Here is a 21480-nt window from a genome sequence, read left to right on the forward strand (position 1 = left end):
AATATATGGAAAAGTATGGAATGTGCATTGGCAAGTTTTATCCATTACACAAAGGACATATAAATATGATTCAAAAAGCTAGCAGTTTAGTGGACCATTTATTTGTAATTGTAAGTCATTCGGATATTCAAAGTGAAAAACTCTTTGAGCAATCAAATTTGAAAAGACCTTTGACAGCTCGGGACAAATTAAGAATAGTTCAAAAAACATTTCAAATGCAGCCAATGATTCAGCCTATTTTAATTGACGAGACTAATGTCCCAAGTTATCCCAATGGATGGGAACAATGGGCAGAGCTAGTTAAAAATTCTGTTCTAAGCTCAAGAAGAACACCTAAGGATTTCACTAACTTCTCAGAGTTAAGTATTTTTATTAATGAACCTTCAGATGTTGATGGCTATCAAAAGTATTTTGGATGCGAGGTTTTAGTCTTAGACCAATACCGGACAGATATGAATATCTCTGCAACTGAGATACGAAAGGACCCAGCAAAATACTGGGAGTTTCTTCCTCGTGCTTCTCGTGAGGCTATTGCACCTACTATTGAAATTGCAGGAGGAGAAAGCTCTGGGAAAACGATTATTGTAGATAAATTGGGAAACTTTTTTGGAACAACTACAGTTTGGGAATATGGAAGAACCTATTGCGAAGCTGAGTTGGGTGGTGATGAGGCGGCTCTACAGTACGATGATTATGCCATTATTGCTAACCAGCATTACCAGGATATTCGGTTCGCACGAAGAAATGCTAATAAGTTTGTTATTTCAGATACAGGATATGTTGCTACTCAAGCATTTTGTTTAGCTTATGAAGGTCGTGAGCATCCTTCAGTTCAAGAGAAGATTGATAACGACCGTTTCGATTTAACTATTCTATTAGATAACTCGACTAAATGGGTCGATGATGGCCAACGGTTAATTGGAAACGATGAAGGTCGGATTGCTTTTCAAAATACTCTTAAGCAAATCTATCAGTCCAACAATATTTCTTATGTTGAAATTAAGACTTCTAGTTACTTGCATCGATATGAAATATGTAAAGCAGTGATTTCTGCCTACATCAATGAGAAATACTCTATAGGACAATTACAACATTTGGTTAATAAGATGGAACATAGATTTTCTTCGGAACCAAAGACAGATAGTAGCTACGACTACTCATTATCTGAACGACAATTTAACGTAATAATTAACAGAGGAATTTCGAACGAATCCTCTTCACTAATTGTTTTGAAAAAAATGATAGGAGGCAGATTTGATATTGTTCAAGTTGATAAGAAGGCTTTTTTATCTTCTTCTAACGAATTCGTTTTTACCGAAAGTGAAATCAAAAAACACAATGAAAATTTATTGCCTTTCGCAGTAGATATCAAGAAAGCAGGATATTAAATGACCACATTTATGAATGGTTTTGACAGTATTTCTTTAAGTAACGGAAAGTATCGAAAGCATTATATGCTTTCACTGATTATATTAGGGTTGATTATTGGCTTTTTCATCACTGATTTTTCTAAACCCAACCAAATTGGTTTTTTTATAACAGCCTATTGTTTAGGTGTACCATGCGTTGTGACATTAGGAGATAGATGGCCTATCACAGGTAATGTCTTGGGATTATTATCTAATGTCGGGGAAGTTTTAATAAACTTTAGCTTTGGTAATACAGGACTTGCTTTTGCGGGTTTCTATTATGGGGGAACTCATATTATAGGGTTGATAAAAGCTGCTAATAAAAATAATCGAGACGAAGATAATAAATACAAAATTTCTAAACTAGATAAATGGTGGGCTTGGTTTGTATTGTTTTCGGGCGCTGTTGGACTGTTCATTTTAATTCACTTTGCTCCGCAATTAGGTTTTGTGTCAGATGGTACCACTTTGGGAGATATTAGATACTGGGGTAATATTATTGCTTATCTTTTAGGGGTACTATCTCAATTCACAATGATTATGGGAATCGATATTTCATGGTGGGGATGGTTTTCTTCAAACTTCTTCTGGTTCTTACTAGACTTAACTTCTGGTAATATTTGGTTCGCAATTCGAGACGTTATTTATGAAGTAAATTGCATCACTTCAATCAGAAATTGGTATGAATCCAGTCGACGAGAAAAAAATATGATTAACCAAGAAGTATCTTATTAGAAATTGGTCTAAATGTGTAGAGTTCTCTTAGGAGGACTCTATTTATATGATATCTCTCACTAAGGCTGAGAAAGAAACAAAAAAACCCACAGAATATGTGGGGTAAAATAAAGAGAAAGAAGAGTGTAAAAGTGTCTCAAGAAATAAGAAAAAAATTGTTAAGTCAATTGCTTTATTTGCAATGTATTGGTGACTTGCAGGGATTAGAAGAAGAAACAATGTGTCTGACCGACTTGTCGGATGAAAAACTGGCTTTTTATCAAGAAAAATTCCAATTACAAAGTTTCTAAAAAAAATGTATTTCGTATTGACTGTTCTATTGATGGGGAATAAACAAAATATATAGAGATAAGATTATGCATCAAGAGAATGCTATCTTTTTGTAATAAGCCAAACTAGAAGGGTCTAGACGTAGTAAATCCAAAAGTTCATCATCAGTTAACTTTGCTTCAGTGTTAGATTCATTTTCATGGAGAAAGTGAATCAAAAAACTTTGATGAAGATTCCGAGGATGAATATCAAAGCCAAGTTTTAACGAATCTCGTTTGAGATACTTATAAAGATGCTTGTCAGTCATCAATGGGTCATTTGGAGAAATACGTATTTTTAAAAATAAATCAGGACTTTTTTGAATCCTTTGTATAGGAGTAATAAATTTATCGAATTTTATAAAGAACTCAGTTTCATAAGTCGTTAACTCAAGATTGTTTAAAATCTGATAAAAACCATCTGTAAGCATCTCTTGTACAGTAAAACCGCGAGCTAGGAATATTAGGCTTAGTTTTGTATAATAGTGAATTTCTTTGTTTTGCAAAATGATTGGTAAATCATACAACCATCTCGTATCTGTGAAGTCAAGATTATCTTCTCGTTTTAATCCTTTAAGTCGGATGGTTGGCAAGGTATCAATAATTTTCTCAACAAATAGAAATCTAAAATAGTTGTTTAAAAATGATAAATATTTATTGTAAGTCTCATTGCTGTACTGTCTTTCTTTAACAATCATCTCTAAATATGCTTTAACATCATTTTCAACAATATCTTGTAAATCCAATGTTCTTTGATAGTTTAAGTTGAAATTCATTTCGTAGTTATAAAAGTCTTCTAATACTTGGTGGTAATTTTCAATTGTTATAGGTGCAAGATTCCTTCGGATTAAGGATTGGGTAAATCCATTTTGATAAGGGTAAGCCATATAGCACACCATCCTTCATAATTTAGGCAAGAAAAAAGTTACAGTAACTAGTTATAGTTTATCAAATTAATTTTTTTTTGCAAACAATTTAGGTACGAATGAACAGTTTAACTATCTTAATAGGAGCAGCAAGACATTGAACTATAATCTTTTTTTAAAAGATTGAACATCATAATGACTCAAAGTCAAAAGGAAGTTCTAAAAAGTGGTGTAAAAGAGATAAGTTCGATTCTAAAAGAGGGGGTATCCCCTTAAAGCAAGTAAAAAAAGCATCAACATGCCTACTAAACATTTATAGAAAGGATGAACAGATATGGCTATGGTAAAGCAAGCAATTGTTAATTCTACATTTGATATTGATGTCTCAACTTATTACAACATTAAACTTTCAGACGGTATATACCATATGAATAATCGCATTCATCAATTTATATCATCTCATTATTACGTTCGTACTGATACTGGTAGAGAAACATGCATTTCAGAAAAATTATTTGGAGAAGCTTTATTTTCGGATTTGGAAACTCTAAAAAAATCCATTGAACCATTGCTGATAACATCAAGTCTGCGTCCAGGATATTTTAGATATGCAATCAATGGAGAAGTCGCTAATTTTATTATCGAGCACTTCTCTAAATCCGAAGTAACCTCATTTGCAAGAGTTGAAAACAGACGAGCTAGAAATACTGGTGATTCAATTATTTCCAAAGAATCACTTTTGAAAGCAAAGTGCTTAGATATCAAAATTAAAAATTACAAACGTTCATTATCATTAGATAGCTTTTCTTTGAAAACAGTCAATGCTGCTTTGCCCTATCGTTATCAGAAGAATAAGCTTTCGAATTATAGCTCATCATATTGTGATAAGTCAATTCTTGTTGGTGTTGAGATTAGTCAGTTCTCTAATCTACCAAATATATATCGAAATGTTACGAGAATTCATTTAGAAAAAGATTTAATCAAGCAACTTTTAAGGACCCTTAAATCAAAAATTTCAGATTACACAGAGAGATATGAGAGAGAGAAGAATGAGTACTTAACTAATTATCCCGTTGATAGTAAATTGGAAGATTATTTGAAGATGCATGACTTTTCAATAGAAAATAAACATTCCTCTTATTATGTCGAAGACTATAAAACTTATCAACGTTATGGGTCATTATTCATTAGTGCGTTTGACCAGAAGAAAAATATAACTTTAAAAGACTTTCGTCATAACTCTATCATGGCATTGCCATTTAATGGTCAGTCAAAACCAGATAAATGGAACCTTCTCCCAGAAGTCTTTGCCCTGGCGTAATTATACAAAAAATCGGAAAGGCAGGTAGTGAATAGTGGCTTTAATAAAACAAGCAGTTACGAATTCTACGTTTAATATTGATGTTGAAACTTATTATTATATCCGACTCTCAGATGGGGTCTATCATATGAACAATTTACTGGCTGATTACATGGACAAACACCATTTTCGTGATTCAGAAAACCATTTAAATACATCTTTCAATGATTATTTTTTTGAGGAAGCTAATTTTTTAGAATTAGAGTCTTTAAAAACGTCTATTAATCCGTTACTTATTCTTACGAGTCAAAGTAATCAGAAATTTAAATATGTTAAGGATGAGGAAGTAGCTGCATTTATAATTGAAAATCTCACAAAATTTGAAGTAACATCCCTTTCAAGAATTAAGAACAGACGGAGTAGGGAAGCAGGCGATTTTGCTAACTCGAAACAAATACTAAAAAAAGTAGAGAAACTAAATATCAGAACTATAGAAAATTCTTCGAATCTTCAATATTCAAGTCCTAGGTTTCGTAGATTATATCGTTCTCTTCCTCATAAATATAAAAAGAATAACTATCAAAGCGGAAGCAATTTTCGCTTCGATAGTCCCGTACTTGTAGGAATTGCAACTCTAAGTTACTCATCTTTCCCTACTGTAAAGAAGAATAGGCTGATTGTAGAGTCCTCCCAATCCTATAATGAATGCTTCATGGACTATATCAAGGTAGCATTAACCGAGTCTAAAGAAGAGTATCAAAATGCTATCAAAAAGTATCTAGCATTTTATCCAGTAGATGAAAAGCTGGAAGAACACTTAAATAAATTACATGTGCCGGTTGAAAGCGTCAAGACTGCTTATTATTTAGAAAGACTCGATTTATTTAACTATTATGGGTCACTTTTTGTATTTTCATTTGAGAAACATAACTCTATTACAATTAAAATCATTTCCGGGAAATATTATCTGGCAATGCCCTATAATATCCCCTCTAAGCCAAACAAGTGGGTATTATTGCCTGAGGTAGTTGCATTAGCATAACAGAATGCAAAAGAGTCAAGAGAGGAGTAAAAAGAAATGGCAATGGTCGTTCAAGCGAAAATAAATTCCACCTTTGATATAGAAGTACTGACGGTCCATCATATACGAAAATATGACGGAGTGTATTTCATGAACAAGAATCTCTACGATTTTCTTAAAACGTTTTATGTAATAAATGAACATTATCATACTCGTCGTGCCGTTCAACTTGGTATTTTCGAGGAAGTCAATCTAAATCAATTTGATTCAATCAAGCAATCAATGGATGTTTTATTGGTTTGTTCATCCCTGGAATTGGGTAAATTTCTGTATGTTAAAAATTCTGTATTTGCCCAATTTTTAATTGATAACTTCAGTACGACAGAAAGAACTATTATTTCATGGATAGGAAGTCGACGTGCCAGAAGTAATGGAATTGAAACAAAATCTCAGTCCCTTTACGAGAAGGCTCAAATTTTGAATATTCGCAGAGAATCTTTTAAGACGAATAATACACTTAAACAAAAAGCAATGATTGATAACTTACCTGTCTCTTTAAAAGGAAATGCACATAAGGAATCGATTACCTATGAAAGTACGACCCATAAACTTATTGGAGTTGTACAAAGGGTATTTAACTCTGTAAATTTCACCTATGGGGCGACCCAAATCCAATTAAAACAAGATATGGAAGAAGAAATAATGGAAATTCTAGCTGAAAGAAAAAGATTAGATTATCGCAGTTATTCTTCTAATATTCATCATTGTCTAGATTGCCATCCAATAAGTAATGACATGGAAAGTTTTTTACAGTCAAAAGGAAAAACCATTAAAGGAGTTTCCAAATCTATCTACGAAGAATCATTCTTAGTAGCATTTAACTATGGCTCCTTGTTTTTGAATAGCTTGAGGTCTTTAGATGGTTTAAGTACAAGAAACGACTTTGGCTTTTTGGCTGTTATCGTTCCTGTAAATTATAAAGAAAAGCCTATTCAATGGATTCTAAGGCCAAAGATTTATGCTATCAACTAATAGCAAAGCATCAAACCTGAATTTTATATCCCAATACAAACGGGAATTTAATTAAAACACTAATGAAGGAGAGTAAAGAAATGAATGGATTACTAATGATTACAGGAAGAATTACAAAAGACATCGTGTTAAATAAGAGAGGGAATGGGGACAACCAATTTGATGTCGTCGATAATTCGATTGCTTATCGACTAAGCGGGAAAAGAAACGGTGAATCGGTATCTGATTTTTATGATTTCTCCGCAACGAACGGTCATGCACAAACATTATCTAAGTATTGCAAAAAGGGTAGCTTGGTTCAATTAATCGGGGAACCTCAAACAAGCTCTTGGGAAGATTCACAAACAAAAGAAAAACGTTCTCGAAAAATCTTGAAAGTTAATCAAGTTGTGCTACTCGAAAGTGCTAGTGGAAACAATCAAAATAATAATAGCAGCAACAATCAATCAGGGCGATTCCAGTCCTCAAATCAACAAAATCAAAATGGCAGCTACCAACAAAATAATCAGAATCAGAATAATGGTGGATTTAATCAAAACACTGGATTTGGTCAAACCCAGAATCAACAATCTAATGCAGGCTTCCCTAATAACAATCCTGGAGGTTTTGGTGGATTCGGGAATAATCTTGGGCAGCCGGACTTTTCTCGGTCAAATGATGGTTTTGGAAATTCAGTTAATATTGCCGATGATGACCTTCCATTTTAATAGAAATAGATAGAGGGGCTAGCCCCCTCTCTTTTTAGGAGAACTATTATGAAAACTAATGTCACTGTGGAGCAAGTGAAAGAAGAAGTCCACGCTTCATTAATGCAACACCTATTTCATTTCTACTATACGTTATTGCCATACACTACAAAAGATAATATTGCTGAAATGATTGTTGACGAGATGGAAAAAGCAAGAAAAACATTCGTCAATGAAACTAACACAGAGCATTCTTCACTATTGAATGTACTAACTGCTATAAAGAAAAAAATAGAGAACACTATTCCAAAAACAGTCGACGAGGAGATTGAAACAGATGACCTGCTAAAGTCCTTGCGAACTGTAATGGACTTCATAGAAAAGGAGAATGAGAATGCCTAGTGCTAAAATGCTTCAAATTATCAAAAAAGCAAACAAGGAGTTTTCTAGGTCCCATACTGATATCGCCGAAAAAGGAATGAGACACACCGTTCATTATTCTACTGGCAGTAAAATGATTGATTTGGCTGTTTCATCAAATAACGGTGGTATTCCTGAAGGGAAAATTATTGAAATTTATGGTCCTGAATCTGCAGGTAAATCTACCTTTTCTATCATTGCTATTGCTACACGTCAAAGAATCGAAAGAGAACGAGCCGAACATGAAGAAGGGTACGAACCAAAGTCGTGTATTTTTGTCGATGCCGAAGGCGGGTTCGATAAAGAACTAGCTGCCCAATATGGAGTGGATTTAACAGAATTGGTTTATATTGACCCGGATACAGCAGAACACGCCATAGATATTCTTGATGGGTTAATTCGTACCGGGGATGTTGCACTAGCTGTTGTTGATTCAGTTCCAGCTTTGACACCATCAAAGGTAGAAGAAAGTTCAATGAGCCAGCAAACAATGGGGTTAGTAGCTAGATTAATGTCTCAAGCTTGTACGAAATTAAATGGAAGTATTCGGCAATACGGAACTTCGATTATTTTTATCAATCAGATTCGTGAAAAAGTTGGTGTTATGTACGGAAATCCAGAAACAACACCTGGTGGTAGAGCTTTGAAATTTTACTCTTGGTTGAGAATTAAGATTACTCGTGGAGAAGACATCAAAAACGGTGATGAGGTTATTGGTCATCAAATGAAGGTACAGATGGTTAAGAATAAGTCTGATGCACCTAAAAAAGTTGCGACTACGGATTTATACTATACGGTTGGATATTCAGTAGAAAAAGAAATAATTGACCTGTGCAAACTTGCCGGTATTATTCAAGGGACTTCTTGGTTATCTGTTATCGACCCGGAAACTGGTGAAGTATTCAATGTAAATGGCATCGACTTGAAATTTAACGGTAAAGCCAAAATGATTGCTGCTCTTCAAGAAAATCCTGATATTTTTAACTTTTTACAAAATCTGCTGGATAACTTTACTATTGAGGCTGAAGAAGAGGAGATAAGTCCTGATGACGACTATGCTAGAGAAGAATGAACGTCATGTTGATGCTAAATTCAAACAATTGATTGCTAAGATTTTAAATGAAGGCCACTTGGACGAAAATCCTCGGACCGTGTGGGCTTCTGACAAAACCTCTGCAAATAGTATTTTTATCACTCAGGAAATGATTACTTTTGATACAGACAAAGGAGAGGTTCCAATTACCTCTCTACGTCCTATCGCATTCAAGAGTTCTAACGAAGAACTTTTATGGATTTACCAAGACCAGACTTCTGACTTATCTGTACTAGAAGCCCGAGGTGTTAATTGGTGGGAGAATTGGAAGATGGCTGACGGAACTATTGGCCAACGGTATGGTGCGACTATCAATCGGTATGAAATGGTTGATAAATTATTACAAGGTTTAAAAGAGAATCCTTTTGGTAGAAGACACATTATGAATATGTGGCAAGAAAAAGACCTATCAGAACCTGGAGCTTTAAGTCCATGTGCTTACGAAACATTGTGGTCAGTTCGAAGAGAAGAAGGGGAGCTGGTTCTCGACTGCACACTTATTCAAAGAAGTTCTGATTACCTTGTAGCAGGTCACATAAATGCGCTCCAATATCATTCATTACAGTTAGCTTTTGCAAAGCATCTGTCTTATAAAGTTGGTAAATTTACTCAGTTTATACAAAATGTTCACATTTACGAACGGCATTTGGATAATGCCCAGATACTATTGGGACGTCAGGGACAACAGAGTGAACCCAGATTTTATCTGGACGTTCCAGATGGTACAGATTTTTACAAGATTCAAGCGTCGGACTTCAAGTTGGAAAACTATGAGCCCGTCAAACCAAATTTAAAATTCGAATTAGCAGAATAGGGGAAAGAATATAATTATGAAAAAAACAATGAAAACTATCGTATTAATGACATCTGGATTAATTCTGGGATTTTTATTAGCAGGCTGCTCTGAAGGTGCAGAACCGGTTCAAAATAAAGTAGATTCTTCAAAAATTGAGAAAGTCTTCAAGAGTGAGAATGCAGAAAAAAGTAAGAAAAAGGGTGCAAGCTATTCATCTTTTCCTCTTGCTTATTATGATATTGAATCTAAAGTGACTTCAGAAAGCAATCCGTATTTTGTAATCGGATATTTGGATGGCAAAGAGGAAAAATCTATAACAATTGAGTACCGTGATTCGGTTAACCTTTATGAACATATTTTAACTGACCCAAATGCTGAAGCCAAAATGTTAGTTAAAGAAAAAGATGATTCCTATTCCGTCCATGTATATCGCCAACCGTATGCTCGATATATTGAAGGTACAGTATCTGGAGAAGTAACTGACAAGACGACTCAAGAAGGGACTAAAGAGTAATGAGAAAGAAAGCCTTTAAATATTTCACATTATTTTTAGCGTTTTTAACTTTCACTACTGTCTTCATAGTTTCAACTGAGAGCGTGGTAGAGGCTCGGAGTTCTTCACACTCCTCCTCCCATTCTTCTTCTCGTTCTTCTTCAAGAAGCAGCTCAAAAAGCTCTGTAGGAAGTCGCTCACGTAGTTCTGTATCAAGTAGAAGCCGAAGTTCCATTACCAGTCGTTCTAGGGCTTCAACTTCTTCTAAGAGTGCTTCTAGAAATAGTATGAATTCAAGAAATTCTTCAAAGAGCAGCCATTCATCTAGTAAAAATAGTCCCGCCACAAGAACTCATCCCAATAGTTCATCAACAGTAAGAAGTTCAAAGAATAGTATGTCTTCTAGAAAAACAATATCAAACAGTAACAAAGGATTTTCAAGCAGTAAAAGCCAGGTATCGAGAAAGTCTTCTTCTTACTCGTCAGCTGCTCGTTCCCTTTCTTCATATTCTAATATTTATATTTATGACAGAAGCTTATTAAATCGATATGAAAGTGTAAACCATTATTATTATAATCCTTATCTCTATCATAGTGTTTACCATTCTGTGGTTCCTGAATATATTTTCCAAAGCACCTTAACCGCAGAACAAATAGCTGCAGCTGATGACACAGAAGTCGATATTTCCGCCGTACAAAATCCAGAGGTTGATACATACTGGATTACCATCAAAATAAAAGATGAAGAAAAAAGAATTTTAGTTACAAAAAATCAATATGAAAAAATCTCTGCTCATGACAAAATCGAATTGATTAACAATAAGATTTATCTAAATGGAGATTTATTGGAGGATTAATAATGTCCGGTTTCATTCAGTACATCTTTGATTGGTTTAAAAAAGACAAAGAAGAAATTAAGCGTGATAGGAGAAAAGAATCAAAGTATGAGAACCCTTATGAAAAAGAGCTTTCAGATGTTTTAGTGAAAATGAGCGCCTATCATACTAAATATATTGAGTACGCTACAATAACTGAAGAGAATGCTTCAATTGTTGACAATATTTCGAGATTCTTTCATGTCGCAGACAAAGACTTGTCTTATGAGAAGAAGATGGATGTATATAGAGAGATGTATATCTATATTGAACAATGGGAAGACTTTTTCTCTATACTAAAAGAAGAGGAACTCAATATTCATTACTGTGATGATGGCTACTTCTTCACTATCAACGAAGGGTTTACGCCTCTGTATATCAAGTTATTAGCCATTAGATTTGATGTAACAGAAGAAACGGTAAAAGAGGTTTCTGATGATTTCATCACACTTGATGTGGCCTACAATAAGATGCTTAACTACTCAATAAGTAATGGCTTAAAAGAATCCAATAAAGCTTCTAGTTATAGTAGTTTTTAGGAGGGGGTACCCCCATCGTGGTGGATGTATTTAAAAAGGAAGGGTGATGGCATGTTTGATATAACCATTAACTTAGATTGTTTAAATGAAGCCAGAAGTAGAAACTTCAATGCAGAAACATTCATGGATGGCGACGACATCTTAACGGGAACAATGGTTCATAAAGATTCTAATAGAAAATTTGAATTTGGTATCTATGCAAGAAGCTTTGCTTCATCTGGAGTTGACCAAAGAGCCTTGTCCTTTGAATCATACGTTTCTGAAAAAGACGATGACGGTGAAGTTTACCCTCAAAACGCATGGGATGTAAATCCGCTGGAAATGATGAATTTCTCAAATGAAGAAATCATCAGTCGACTAATCGCTACCGTGACAGATGAAATTAATGAAGCTTATGGATTCATAATTTCATAAATTTGAGTGAAAAAGCCTCCTATGGTATGCTTAATATACAATTCTAGGAGGCTTTTTTATGTCATTGATGCAGTTATTTATATTTATACTATTGATAGTTTTACTCGTTTATTTATCAATCAAAATTGCGTTTATAAGACCAGGGAAATATTTTATTCCTCAACTTATCGGAGCAATATTCATGACATTAATGACTATTTTAGTTATGATAAATGAAGTCTTTATACAGTTTACAACATCATCTTTTCTAACCATATCTTTTTATATCGGTTTTGCTTTCTACGTATACGGTTTTCTTATGAGTGCAAATTATAGAAGAAAAATGTTGATTTCTATTAGATTGAGTGAATTTGAAGAAAAAAAGCTCGATTCTCAACAAATCAAGTTCCTGGAACAAACTTTTAAACAAAAAATTCGAATAGAGAGATGGAATAAATTTCTTCGAAAGAATTAATTGTCAACTCGGAAGTTTAATGAGAAGGATAAGAATTTAGATTAGATTGAGATAGAACAATTTTAGAATTTTAGGAATTGACTTACATAAATAATCCCTCAACCCGTTGGTGGTTGGGGGTTTTTCTTCGTGAGAAAAGTTTAATAATTTTCAGGCTAGACTCAGACTCTTTAACGGGTTTATCATGCTTCTCGTAGATAGACGAGGGAGAGAAAAAAATGATGAATAAAGTGAAAAGCAATCTAGTCGGAACGAAACGTGGAGCATTGTTGGTTATGAGTTTTTCTCATGAGGAAGTAGAAAAAAGTTATTGGAATTGTCGCTGCACGAAATGCAATCAAGATTTTGAGAAAGAAGAAGCCCATTTTGTTTCTGAAGGATTTGCTCAGACTTGTCCATTTTGTAATCCCGATAAATTTACAGAATTTTACGATACTCAAGTAATTGACTTAACAAAGATTGAGTTTAGACCTATAGATACGGGTGGTAAACCCATGACTATATCTAAGAAAGCACCTTATGTAAATTTGCAGGGCAAATCTTTTGGGGAAATTGAGGTTTTAAATGTTACACCGTATTCACATGCCAGAAGTCGTGTTTGGAATTGTTATTGCGGAGCCTGTAAAAGTTATGTTCAGTTAACTACTCGTCATCTTAACGGTTACAACCGTAACTGCGGATGCATCTCTTCCCATAAAATCAAAGAAGAAGTTGAAAAGCCGCAAAATAGCGGATTCGTATACGATATGAGACCAGATGTTTCTTCATTTTATGCATCTAGATATCAAAAAACAAAACAAGAACAAGCTATTGGAACATACTGCAATGGTTTCAAATTATTGGAAGCAACAAATAGAAGGTTTAGAGAAGAAATTGTTTGGCGTGTTCAAACCCCATCGGGAGGAGAAGATTTCTTAACACGCTATCAAATGAAAAAACTAGCAAAATCAATTGTTGTATAGGAGGAATTGTTATGGACAGTACCTCAGCAATTTTGGATGGACTGAATGACAAACAAAGAGAAGTTGCAACGTTTGTGGATGGTAAAGCTATTGTTTTAGCTGGTGCAGGTTCTGGGAAGACGCATACTTTGACCAGAAGAATTGCCTACTTGATTCACTTAGGTGTTCCTGCCTGGCAAATCACTGCAGTAAGTTTTACGAAGAAAGCAAGCAGGGAAATAAAAGACCGGGTGTTAGACGTTATTGGGTCCCCGGCCCTAGATGTAAAAATAGGTACATTTCATAGTTTATGTATGCGAATATTACTGTCAAATCAGCAAGTACTTTATCGTCATGGTCTTTTAAATCAAGAGACTATGACGATTTTGACTGAAGATGATTCTTCAGCAAAGATTAAAGATTTCTGCTTTATGTTTGGAATTACAGATGATGACAGTATTAAAGCTTGTCAGAGTAAGTTAAATTATTGGGCTAATAATAATATTTCTCCTGATGATTTAAAAAATTCTCCAGAAGAAAACAAGGATTATATATTGGCTTATCAAGAATATATCATGTACAAGTACAATGCTGGATACGTCGATTATAACGATATGCTTTCTCTAACGTTGAAATTATTGAAAACCGATGAAGAAGTATTAAATACGTGGTCTAGAAGAATTAAATACTTTTTAGTAGATGAATGTCAGGATTTAAATAATGTACAGTTTGAATTGATGTTTTATTTAACCAGTCATTTTGAAAACTATATGTTAATTGGCGATGATTTACAAAGCTTATATAAGTTCCGTGGAGCAAACGTCAATAATATGATTGATATAAAAAATATTGAGCCTGAGATACAAACATTGTTATTAGAACGTAATTATCGAAGCACTCAAACAATTGTGCAGGCCAGTAATTCCTTAGTATCCCATAATATTAACCAACTTGAGAAGGTCGCTTACTCTGAAAGAGAGAAAGGCCACCCGATTTATGCATATGTCTCCCCAGATGAAACTAAAGAAGCAGATTTTATATGTGAAGCCATACAAGGATTCGTTGCAAGTGGACAATACTCCTATAAAGACTTCTCAATAATCTACAGAGCTGGGTGGCTATCTCGCCAGATTGAGTTGGCCTTAACAAGTTTGGGTATACCTTTTGATGTTCAAAACGGAACTTCTTTTTATGACCGGAAGGAAGTTAAGGATATTGCTGCTTACTTGAGAATTATTCAAAACCCTACCGATGATATTGCACTAGCTAGAATCGTTAATGTACCTAAACGAGGAGTTGGTGAAGGAACACTGGATAAGATTAAGATGTATGCATTAGAAAATGAGTTGTCCTTATATGCTACCATGCGGCATTTAAATGATATCAAAGGTATAAGAAAGACAACTAAGGAAGCTATTGCGAGTTTGTTGGATACTATCCAGGAGTGCAGAGAATTTATTTTTGCATCGCCGAATCAATCGGTTCACTATCTTGTAAACATGATAATAAGAAAAACCAATTTCTTAGACCAATTTGACCCGAGTAAGGTAGAAGATGAGACAAGAATCGATAACCTTGCTGAGATTTCAAAAATCGCTTTGAGCTTCGACGTTGAATTGCAACGACAAATGGATTCTGATGATTTTGACAAGTTGGAATACAAAGATTCTTTAACAAGATTTATCGCTGGCACAGCTTTATTCGAGGTAGATGGCGATACTAATTCTGATGATGACTCTGAAGACAACAAAGTAAGGCTTACCACTGTTCACTCGTCTAAGGGCTTAGAGTGGCCTATAGTTTTTGTAGTTGGACTTGAAGAAGGAGTTTTTCCGTCTAGGAGGAGTGAAACAGAAGAAGATATCGAAGAAGAACGTCGAGGAATGTATGTAGCGATGACAAGAGCAAAAGATATTTTGTTTGTTTCATACAATCAGAATCGATACTTTAGCGGAAACGTACTCACTGAGCAAAAACCGAGTCGATTTCTATCAGAATTACCTAAAAGTCATTTAAAAATATTAGGGTGGAAAGCAGGGGTAGCAACGAATGAACAAAGTTCAGCAAGAACAATCCACACCAATTGAGATTCAGGAGTTTGATTTGTATTCCAGAGAACAGATGGATATCCTTCAGAAAATGGTCACTTTGTATTCACCGATGCAGATGTGTCTGGAATCGTACAAAATAAATATGTTTATGATACTAGTTGGAGAAATTGCAGATAGTATCTACGCCGCTGAAGTCCAAAAAGAAGAAAACCCAGATGCATTACTTCTCGATGAAGATATTGTTTTCTATCTTAATTTATGGGCAATTATTAAAAGCAAAAATTTATCACTGGTTCAACTAATTTTTGAGAATGATATTGAGAACGACGAGAAAGCTATCTCTGAAGTACAAAAATATATTTCTATGCAAGCAAAAGCAATGGGAAAATGGATTATCGAAAAATAATTTAAATAATTTTCGAATTAGGGGTTTACTTTCCTATTGTGTGAGATTTAAGTATTAATAGAGATAAGAAGTACTTAAATGTTGGGAGCTAAAGAAATGGACTATCTATTTGCAAACAGAAGAAGTGGGAAGACAATGGAATCAATCAAGCGTTCAAATGAAACTGGCGCCAGAATTGTCTGTCAAAGTCAACCTCAAGTCAGAATGATTATGGAAACTGCACGAAGAATGGGTGTTGATATTCCTGAACCAATAATTGCTTCAAGAGTTAGAGAAGAGGCTGTAAGAGGTAGGTTAGTTGGAAGAAACGGCATGTATATTGTTGATAATCTAACTAATTTTATTGAAGACATGCTCGGCGGAGAAGTAATCTTGGCCACAGATACACCCAATACGAATGCTACTATAACTTTACAATAAAAAAGTTACAGTAACTTTAATGCAAATTAGTTCTTTCAAACCCTGCATCTAAGGGATTTCATTTCTAAACCCTTTAGTTTCGACCAAAAACTGAAATATTTACAACTCTTTTTTATCCTTTAGCTACCTTGATAGGCTGAAAATGTAGGGGTTTGATTCCCCTATAGCTAGTTATCATATTTTATATGATATTTACTAGGTTGTTTCTAGTGTACGCACAATCACAATTTTCATTTACTTCCGTCAAGAGAGTTTTTCTTTCTTGGCGGCCTCTCCGATGTAGTTTTTAATGAGGTTTTTTTCTCCTTAGAGAGCAGCACTCACATTTTTTTCCTCATAGGTAAAAATGAAGGTTCGATTCCTTCCTACATCATCGTCGGAAGATGCAAATGGTTAGCAGCCCCAGACAGGGTGTGAGATTCATCTGTCAGCATGCAATAAAAATCTCTGAGTGGTTCGACTCCACAATCCGGCATTGAGTCTGATGATAAAGGACTCATGACTTTACTTTCTTGCTTTGGATTCTTTCACGATAATTCAAAGAAAGGACATATGATTCTTAAGTATATTGGTAGTCTAATTGGTAAGGCGTCTCTAGGCGGTAGGTACTTATATGGTAAGACCGATGCTGAGAGGGATGAATGAAGAGTAAGTGGTTCGAAACCATTGAAAGACATCCGTTCGCTAATAGCGTTCTTGAAGGTTCGAGTCCTTCTCAATATATTACAAACGGCGGAGTAGCTGAGTGGTTTAGCTCTATGTTCAAGATAAGGATGTAGGTATGTGGGTTCAATTCCCACCTCTAGCCATTGAAATCGAGCATGAAAAATCGTTTAAGTTTTGTCTTGCTCGTTTCATTAATTTTTCCTCCTTAGCTCAGTTGGTAGTAGCGCATGACTGTTAATCATGATGTCGCAGGTTCGAGTCCTGCAGGAGGAGTTGTTGTTTTGGATGAACAACAAGCAATAGAATTAACATAATATATGGAAATTCTCAATCGTATCATTGTGGCGGAATTTAGATAGACGCATTGGTTGGATTCATTTGAATCGGTCCAAGTAACGAAAACTAAACAGGAATGTTATATGAGTGGGGCGGTACCACTCCAATGATATTGGCTTACGGATGGCCTTAAATTCCGGTTCTTGTGGCGGAAAATGTAGACGTATAAGTAGCCGATGCTAAAAACGTAGGGTATTGGAGCTTATTTGAGGGATAGATAGGTGACGACTCGTTCCCGACTGCAAGGTGAAAATCCTTGCCAAGAACAAAATGCCTATGATGGTTCTAGATACCGAAAAAAACTAGAAAGAAACTCTACGGTGCTACGTCTGGCAATGTAGTAAGTGTGCTGTATGTGTACACCACCATGTTTCGGTCATTGTGGCGGAAGTAGAAGACGCTTGGTTGTATCAATATTGTTAGGGGCGACCAAATAAAGGAACTAGCCACTCTTTTGTTGTATTGATACGTGAGTGGGGCAGTGCCACTCCAATGACATAGACGAGGATACTATTCTTTATGAGTCCTTTTGTATGATAAAGATACATAAGATAAACTCACTGTTTTTCCAGCAGGAGAATAGATGGAATATCAGAGTCGAAAAAAAACAAAACTGGATGTTCGTATAATTCAAAAACATCTTCTTAGCTCGTTGTTGGGACTTGAGAAACCCCAATAGCAAAACTCAACTTTGAATTACAATAAAGTCAGTATAGTTATAGGGGCGCTGAATGCGAAATTATAGTTATAACCCTTTTGGGTGAAGTTGATATATTTTTTAGGGTTTGAATCCCTTTTGCCTCTTATTCTCATTTTCGGAGCATAGCTCAACAGGACAGAGCATTCGCCTTCTAAGCGAACGGTTGTGGGTTCGACTCCCGCTGTTCCGGTTTTCTATTTGAAAACTAAATAATTCCAAACCTAGTGCAGAAAGATTGAGCATCTTGCTAGGATAGCATGTTGTAATTCTAAATAGATGTATCGGCGTGATAATGTCGATATGTTTAGGAATCGTTCCTGGTAACAGGGAAATGTCTACTGATAAAAGTCAGTATTAGTTGTGTGCTATTGCTAAACTATCCAGAGATAAAGTGAGAGCCTTTCGGGTGAGACAATAGACGCTACTTTGAGTAGAAAAATCTTAGTTAGGATATGTCTGATAAACATATTAAACCTAAGAAACATCAACCGATTCACTTCTGACGTACATCCTAGAAATAGGCCTATAACGAAAGAACTCTGCACGAGTAGCTTAATCGTCGGCTCAAGTAGAAGAGTATATCTACTCCAATAAAGGAAGATAAATCCTATTAAAGCTGAATGTTCAAGTGAAAGTTGTTGGTTGTAATGCCAGACTGCACGTTTTTTATGCAAGAATAAGTTACTAGGTAGCTCCTGGTGATTCAGCATTCTTGAGTGTGTGACTGAATGTCTCGCAAATAGTGGAAGCAAGGAAGAAAAGCCTGGAATTATTTAGTTTTGAGGTAGAAAAAAATTAGGAGAGATAGAATGAAAATTATTTCGCATAGTTCACATTATGAGATTTACCCAGATGATGTAAAAACATCAGATTTATTACCCCCACAAACCTATATTGTAAGATTCAACAAGATGTCAGGATTCTTTTTGGAAAAAGGAACTGATTTAAAGAATCAAGAAGAAAAAATCTATGGTCCACATTTATCAAAGGTTGATAAAGTGCTTGGAACATACAGTATGTTTGAACGAAGTCTTGGCATCATTGCCAGCGGGGACAAAGGAATAGGTAAATCATTATTTATTCAGCTGCTTTCTGAACGTACTATCGCCCAAGGAATTCCGGTAATAATTGTTAAAACTGCTTACTTTGGCATTGCAGACTTTTTAGATTCTATTGAACAAGAAGTATTAGTATTGTTTGATGAGTTTGAGAAAGTTTTTGATGAAGATGACGATAATTGTGAAAGCCAGGGGGCATTGTTAGGATTGTTCGATGGCATGTCGCAACAAAAAAGGCTTTATGCCCTTACAGTAAACAACCTAAATAAAATGAGCGAATTTATGTTAAATCGTCCAGGTAGATTCCATTATCATTTTAGGTTTGACTATCCTGATGCTTCTGAAGTTACTGAGTATTTGGAAGATAAATTGAGTACAAAGTATCACGAAGCCATCAATGATGTAGTTATCTTTTCTTCCAAAATAGGATTAAATTATGACTGTTTACGTGCTATTGCATTTGAACTTAACTTAGGTACACCTTTCAAAGAAGCTATCAAAGATTTGAACATCATGAATTTTACCAATGAAAGATATGATGTAACATTTGAGTTAAGTGACGGAACCTTTGAACGCTTCGAGGATAAAATTGTCGATTTGTTTACAGATTCTGAGGAGCTAACTTATTATTTATCACGAAATCGGGGCAGAATTTCTGTAGCTTTTAATCCTAAGAAATTGGTGGTGGACCCTATAACAGGAATCTTTAGTGCCGATTCATCCAATTTTATCTCTTCTGAATTTATCCCAGAGAGAGAATATGATGAAAATGACAATCTTATTGTTTCTAAAGAACCTGCTGTGACCCTTGATAAAATTTTTATTAAAAAAGATAAAAGCGCCTCTTTAGCATATGCAGTTTAAGCAGGCAATGTGGTATAGGTGATGAGCCTATTAAAATATGGAAGAATTACTTCTAGTTGTTAATTGGAAATCGACGGGTATACCTTGTAACAACATTGATGTCACTAGTTTAAAAAAGAAGCTGCTTGAGCTATAGGCAAAGTAGATAGCAGCAAAAACCATTTGGGTGGTAAAAGCCTAAATTACTGCCCCAAAAATATGAGTTTTGTATTTCTCATACAGCTAAATGTAGATGGTTCATTAGCTGAAATAAGGACCGGGTCTTCTTTACACTAGTTAAAAGAGGACGAAGGTGGTAGGAGATTATTCTCTGAAAGGGGGTTCAAGTCCCCCCTGGTCCATTTATCCGGACCTTTAGCTCAGTTGGTCAGAGCAGACGGCTCATAACCGTCCGGTCGTAGGTTCGAGTCCTACAAGGTCCATAACTTGCAGTAATTATAAGAATCGCGGCGTTTCAGATGGATAAAATTGAAAAACTAATGCTTTCTGGGTGGGACGTTTTGCTTGAATGCAAAGGTTCTACTCGAGAGTTCTCAATGAGTTATGAAGCACATGCTACTAATGTAGAAATACCTTTCACACTTCATGCTGTAGCAGATTCTATTGAGGACATTGGTTCAAAATTAACGAGTCAGCTTTCAGATTATAACAAGATTGTCTCTTGAATGATGAAGTAAAAAAAGTAACATAACCTGAAAGTTTAGACATTCTCTCTTTCTTTTTCGTTATGAATTCTGGATTTTTTCAATTATCAGTTTTATGTAAGAGCTTAATAACATCCTAACAACATGGAGGTACAGAAATGCTAGTAAAGATAAAACAATTTTTTTGCTCTCATGATTTCGTTTCGAGTGGGATTCGAGGGAATGGACTAAATAAGTATGTTGACCATCGATGTAAGAAATGTGGACAAAATAGTAAAGAATATGTGTGAGGACAGCTTAGCTGTTCTTTTTTTTAGGAGGATAAATTATGGACTTTAATGTTGGAGATAATATAGAAGTATTTACAACACGATTATATGGAATTAAAGTATATGCTCGGATAATTAGAAAAGAAGAGTCATTTCTATATTTTTGCTTCGTTACTACATTGCCAGACTTATCAAAAGTCATTAGTAATGAAGTATATAAAATTGAGATTTCTAAACTAGAAGACCCTTCAGCTTTTATTTACCATAGAGAATCAAAGATACCTTTCAATTTGTATCCTGAAGACTATGGTCATGAGATTTCTTACAAATTACAAAAGAAGATTTCTAAAGCAATAATCAGGAAAATCACTGTTAAGCTTTGGCTTATGAAATATTTCCCAAAAAGAACTTTTGTCTATGTAACTTTTAAAAATTATGGATATCCAGAACGCTATATCAGACAGATATTAGATGAAGTGAAAGAAGCATTATCTGCCTCTCATTTTACTGTAGATTATAACGAGTCTGTAGGCTCTTTATCTATAGGATATCTCAGAATAAGCATTCACCATGATGGTTCACCATTATCTATTCCGAGAAAACTGCAAAGAAAGTTATTGCGCTCAAACAAGAAATTAAAACATCGTATAGACAATTAACTTAATTAGGGTTTATGTAAAGAGG

Annotated in this window: 24 protein-coding genes and 3 tRNA genes; 25 read left to right on the forward strand and 2 right to left on the reverse strand. The window is 34.9% G+C overall.

Annotation, left to right across the window (positions count from 1 at the left end; genetic code table 11):
- Positions 1 to 5 precede the first annotated feature (5 nt).
- From nadR to A5882_RS19915, 3 genes are all read left to right on the forward strand, one after another.
- Positions 6 to 1388 (forward strand): multifunctional transcriptional regulator/nicotinamide-nucleotide adenylyltransferase/ribosylnicotinamide kinase NadR, encoded by a 1383-nt coding sequence (gene nadR, locus A5882_RS18010; protein ID WP_086373319.1) that lies wholly within the window; start codon positions 6 to 8, stop codon positions 1386 to 1388.
- Positions 1389 to 2144 carry a nicotinamide mononucleotide transporter gene (locus tag A5882_RS18015; RefSeq protein WP_086373320.1) on the forward strand — a complete coding sequence of 252 codons (756 nt, stop codon included), beginning with the start codon at positions 1389 to 1391 and terminating at the stop codon, positions 2142 to 2144. It abuts the gene before it with no gap.
- 131 nt (positions 2145 to 2275) lie between these two features.
- Positions 2276 to 2434, forward strand: a complete 159-nt coding sequence (locus A5882_RS19915) for a hypothetical protein (protein WP_176462052.1) — start codon at positions 2276 to 2278, stop codon at positions 2432 to 2434.
- Between the two features lie 71 nt (positions 2435 to 2505).
- On the opposite strand, the gene A5882_RS18020 is transcribed toward A5882_RS19915, so the two are convergent.
- Entirely contained in the window at positions 2506 to 3339 is an 834-nt protein-coding gene (locus A5882_RS18020; protein WP_176462053.1) for a site-specific integrase, read from the reverse strand.
- 313 nt (positions 3340 to 3652) lie between these two features.
- On the opposite strand from A5882_RS18020, the gene A5882_RS18025 reads away from it, so the two are divergent.
- The 8 genes from A5882_RS18025 to A5882_RS18060 all read left to right on the forward strand — a co-directional run bounded on the left by A5882_RS18025 (position 3653) and on the right by A5882_RS18060 (position 10180).
- Positions 3653 to 4639 carry a hypothetical protein gene (locus tag A5882_RS18025; RefSeq protein WP_086373322.1) on the forward strand — a complete coding sequence of 329 codons (987 nt, stop codon included), beginning with the start codon at positions 3653 to 3655 and terminating at the stop codon, positions 4637 to 4639.
- Positions 4640 to 4673: 34 nt separating this feature from the next.
- Positions 4674 to 5660, forward strand: coding sequence for a hypothetical protein (locus A5882_RS18030; protein ID WP_086373323.1), 987 nt, complete (start codon positions 4674 to 4676; stop codon positions 5658 to 5660).
- 36 nt (positions 5661 to 5696) lie between these two features.
- Complete coding sequence (locus A5882_RS18035) at positions 5697 to 6671, forward strand: hypothetical protein (protein WP_086373324.1); 975 nt, start codon at positions 5697 to 5699, stop codon at positions 6669 to 6671.
- Between the two features lie 80 nt (positions 6672 to 6751).
- Positions 6752 to 7378: a single-stranded DNA-binding protein gene (locus tag A5882_RS18040; protein ID WP_176462054.1), complete on the forward strand. Its 627-nt coding sequence runs from the start codon at positions 6752 to 6754 to the stop codon at positions 7376 to 7378.
- Between the two features lie 48 nt (positions 7379 to 7426).
- Entirely contained in the window at positions 7427 to 7759 is a 333-nt protein-coding gene (locus A5882_RS18045) for a hypothetical protein (protein WP_086373326.1), read from the forward strand.
- A complete protein-coding gene (locus A5882_RS18050) occupies positions 7752 to 8849 on the forward strand; it encodes a hypothetical protein (RefSeq protein WP_176462055.1) in 1098 nt (365 codons plus the stop codon). The genes A5882_RS18045 and A5882_RS18050 overlap by 8 nt, the downstream gene beginning before the upstream one ends.
- Complete coding sequence (locus tag A5882_RS18055; protein WP_254908546.1) at positions 8824 to 9684, forward strand: thymidylate synthase; 861 nt, start codon at positions 8824 to 8826, stop codon at positions 9682 to 9684. Before A5882_RS18050 ends, A5882_RS18055 begins: the two co-directional genes overlap by 26 nt.
- Positions 9685 to 9700: 16 nt before the next feature.
- Entirely contained in the window at positions 9701 to 10180 is a 480-nt protein-coding gene (locus A5882_RS18060; RefSeq protein ID WP_086373328.1) for a hypothetical protein, read from the forward strand.
- Here the strand turns inward: A5882_RS18060 and A5882_RS18065 are convergent.
- Positions 10170 to 10505, reverse strand: a complete 336-nt coding sequence (locus A5882_RS18065; protein ID WP_086373329.1) for a hypothetical protein — start codon at positions 10503 to 10505, stop codon at positions 10170 to 10172. The two genes, A5882_RS18060 and A5882_RS18065, sit on opposite strands and share 11 nt — an antisense overlap.
- A 49-nt stretch (positions 10506 to 10554) precedes the next feature.
- Between A5882_RS18065 and A5882_RS19640 the strand changes: the two genes are divergently transcribed.
- The 14 genes from A5882_RS19640 to A5882_RS18135 all read left to right on the forward strand — a co-directional run bounded on the left by A5882_RS19640 (position 10555) and on the right by A5882_RS18135 (position 21455).
- Positions 10555 to 11016: a hypothetical protein gene (locus A5882_RS19640; RefSeq protein WP_139843257.1), complete on the forward strand. Its 462-nt coding sequence runs from the start codon at positions 10555 to 10557 to the stop codon at positions 11014 to 11016.
- 2 nt (positions 11017 to 11018) lie between these two features.
- Complete coding sequence (locus A5882_RS18075; protein WP_086373331.1) at positions 11019 to 11573, forward strand: hypothetical protein; 555 nt, start codon at positions 11019 to 11021, stop codon at positions 11571 to 11573.
- 51 nt (positions 11574 to 11624) lie between these two features.
- Positions 11625 to 11987 carry a hypothetical protein gene (locus A5882_RS18080; protein ID WP_086373332.1) on the forward strand — a complete coding sequence of 121 codons (363 nt, stop codon included), beginning with the start codon at positions 11625 to 11627 and terminating at the stop codon, positions 11985 to 11987.
- A gap of 58 nt (positions 11988 to 12045) precedes the next feature.
- On the forward strand, positions 12046 to 12441 hold the full coding sequence (locus tag A5882_RS18085; protein ID WP_086373333.1) for a hypothetical protein: 396 nt from the start codon (positions 12046 to 12048) through the stop codon (positions 12439 to 12441).
- A 218-nt stretch (positions 12442 to 12659) separates the two neighbouring features.
- Positions 12660 to 13403, forward strand: coding sequence for a hypothetical protein (locus tag A5882_RS18090; RefSeq protein WP_086373334.1), 744 nt, complete (start codon positions 12660 to 12662; stop codon positions 13401 to 13403).
- An 11-nt stretch (positions 13404 to 13414) separates the two neighbouring features.
- Positions 13415 to 15469 (forward strand): ATP-dependent helicase, encoded by a 2055-nt coding sequence (locus tag A5882_RS18095; RefSeq protein WP_086373335.1) that lies wholly within the window; start codon positions 13415 to 13417, stop codon positions 15467 to 15469.
- The gene (locus A5882_RS18100; protein ID WP_086373336.1) at positions 15432 to 15839 is read left to right on the forward strand and encodes a hypothetical protein; all 408 of its coding nucleotides are present in this window, start codon (positions 15432 to 15434) and stop codon (positions 15837 to 15839) included. The genes A5882_RS18095 and A5882_RS18100 overlap by 38 nt, the downstream gene beginning before the upstream one ends.
- Positions 15840 to 15935: 96 nt before the next feature.
- Positions 15936 to 16259 carry a hypothetical protein gene (locus A5882_RS18105; RefSeq protein WP_139843258.1) on the forward strand — a complete coding sequence of 108 codons (324 nt, stop codon included), beginning with the start codon at positions 15936 to 15938 and terminating at the stop codon, positions 16257 to 16259.
- Positions 16260 to 17124: 865 nt separating this feature from the next.
- Positions 17125 to 17198, forward strand: a tRNA-Asn gene (locus tag A5882_RS18110).
- A gap of 879 nt (positions 17199 to 18077) precedes the next feature.
- Positions 18078 to 18151 (forward strand) — tRNA-Arg (locus A5882_RS18115).
- 619 nt (positions 18152 to 18770) lie between these two features.
- Positions 18771 to 19883: an AAA family ATPase gene (locus A5882_RS18120; protein WP_086373338.1), complete on the forward strand. Its 1113-nt coding sequence runs from the start codon at positions 18771 to 18773 to the stop codon at positions 19881 to 19883.
- A 348-nt stretch (positions 19884 to 20231) separates the two neighbouring features.
- Positions 20232 to 20305: transfer RNA gene (locus A5882_RS18125), tRNA-Ile, on the forward strand.
- Positions 20306 to 20341: 36 nt separating this feature from the next.
- On the forward strand, positions 20342 to 20548 hold the full coding sequence (locus A5882_RS18130) for a hypothetical protein (protein ID WP_086373339.1): 207 nt from the start codon (positions 20342 to 20344) through the stop codon (positions 20546 to 20548).
- 307 nt (positions 20549 to 20855) lie between these two features.
- Entirely contained in the window at positions 20856 to 21455 is a 600-nt protein-coding gene (locus A5882_RS18135; RefSeq protein ID WP_086373340.1) for a hypothetical protein, read from the forward strand.
- The last annotated feature ends 25 nt before the right edge of the window (positions 21456 to 21480 follow it).

Origin of the sequence: Enterococcus sp. 4E1_DIV0656 (assembly GCF_002140695.1) — a bacterium.
Lineage (GTDB): Bacteria > Bacillota > Bacilli > Lactobacillales > Enterococcaceae > Enterococcus_D > Enterococcus_D entomosocium.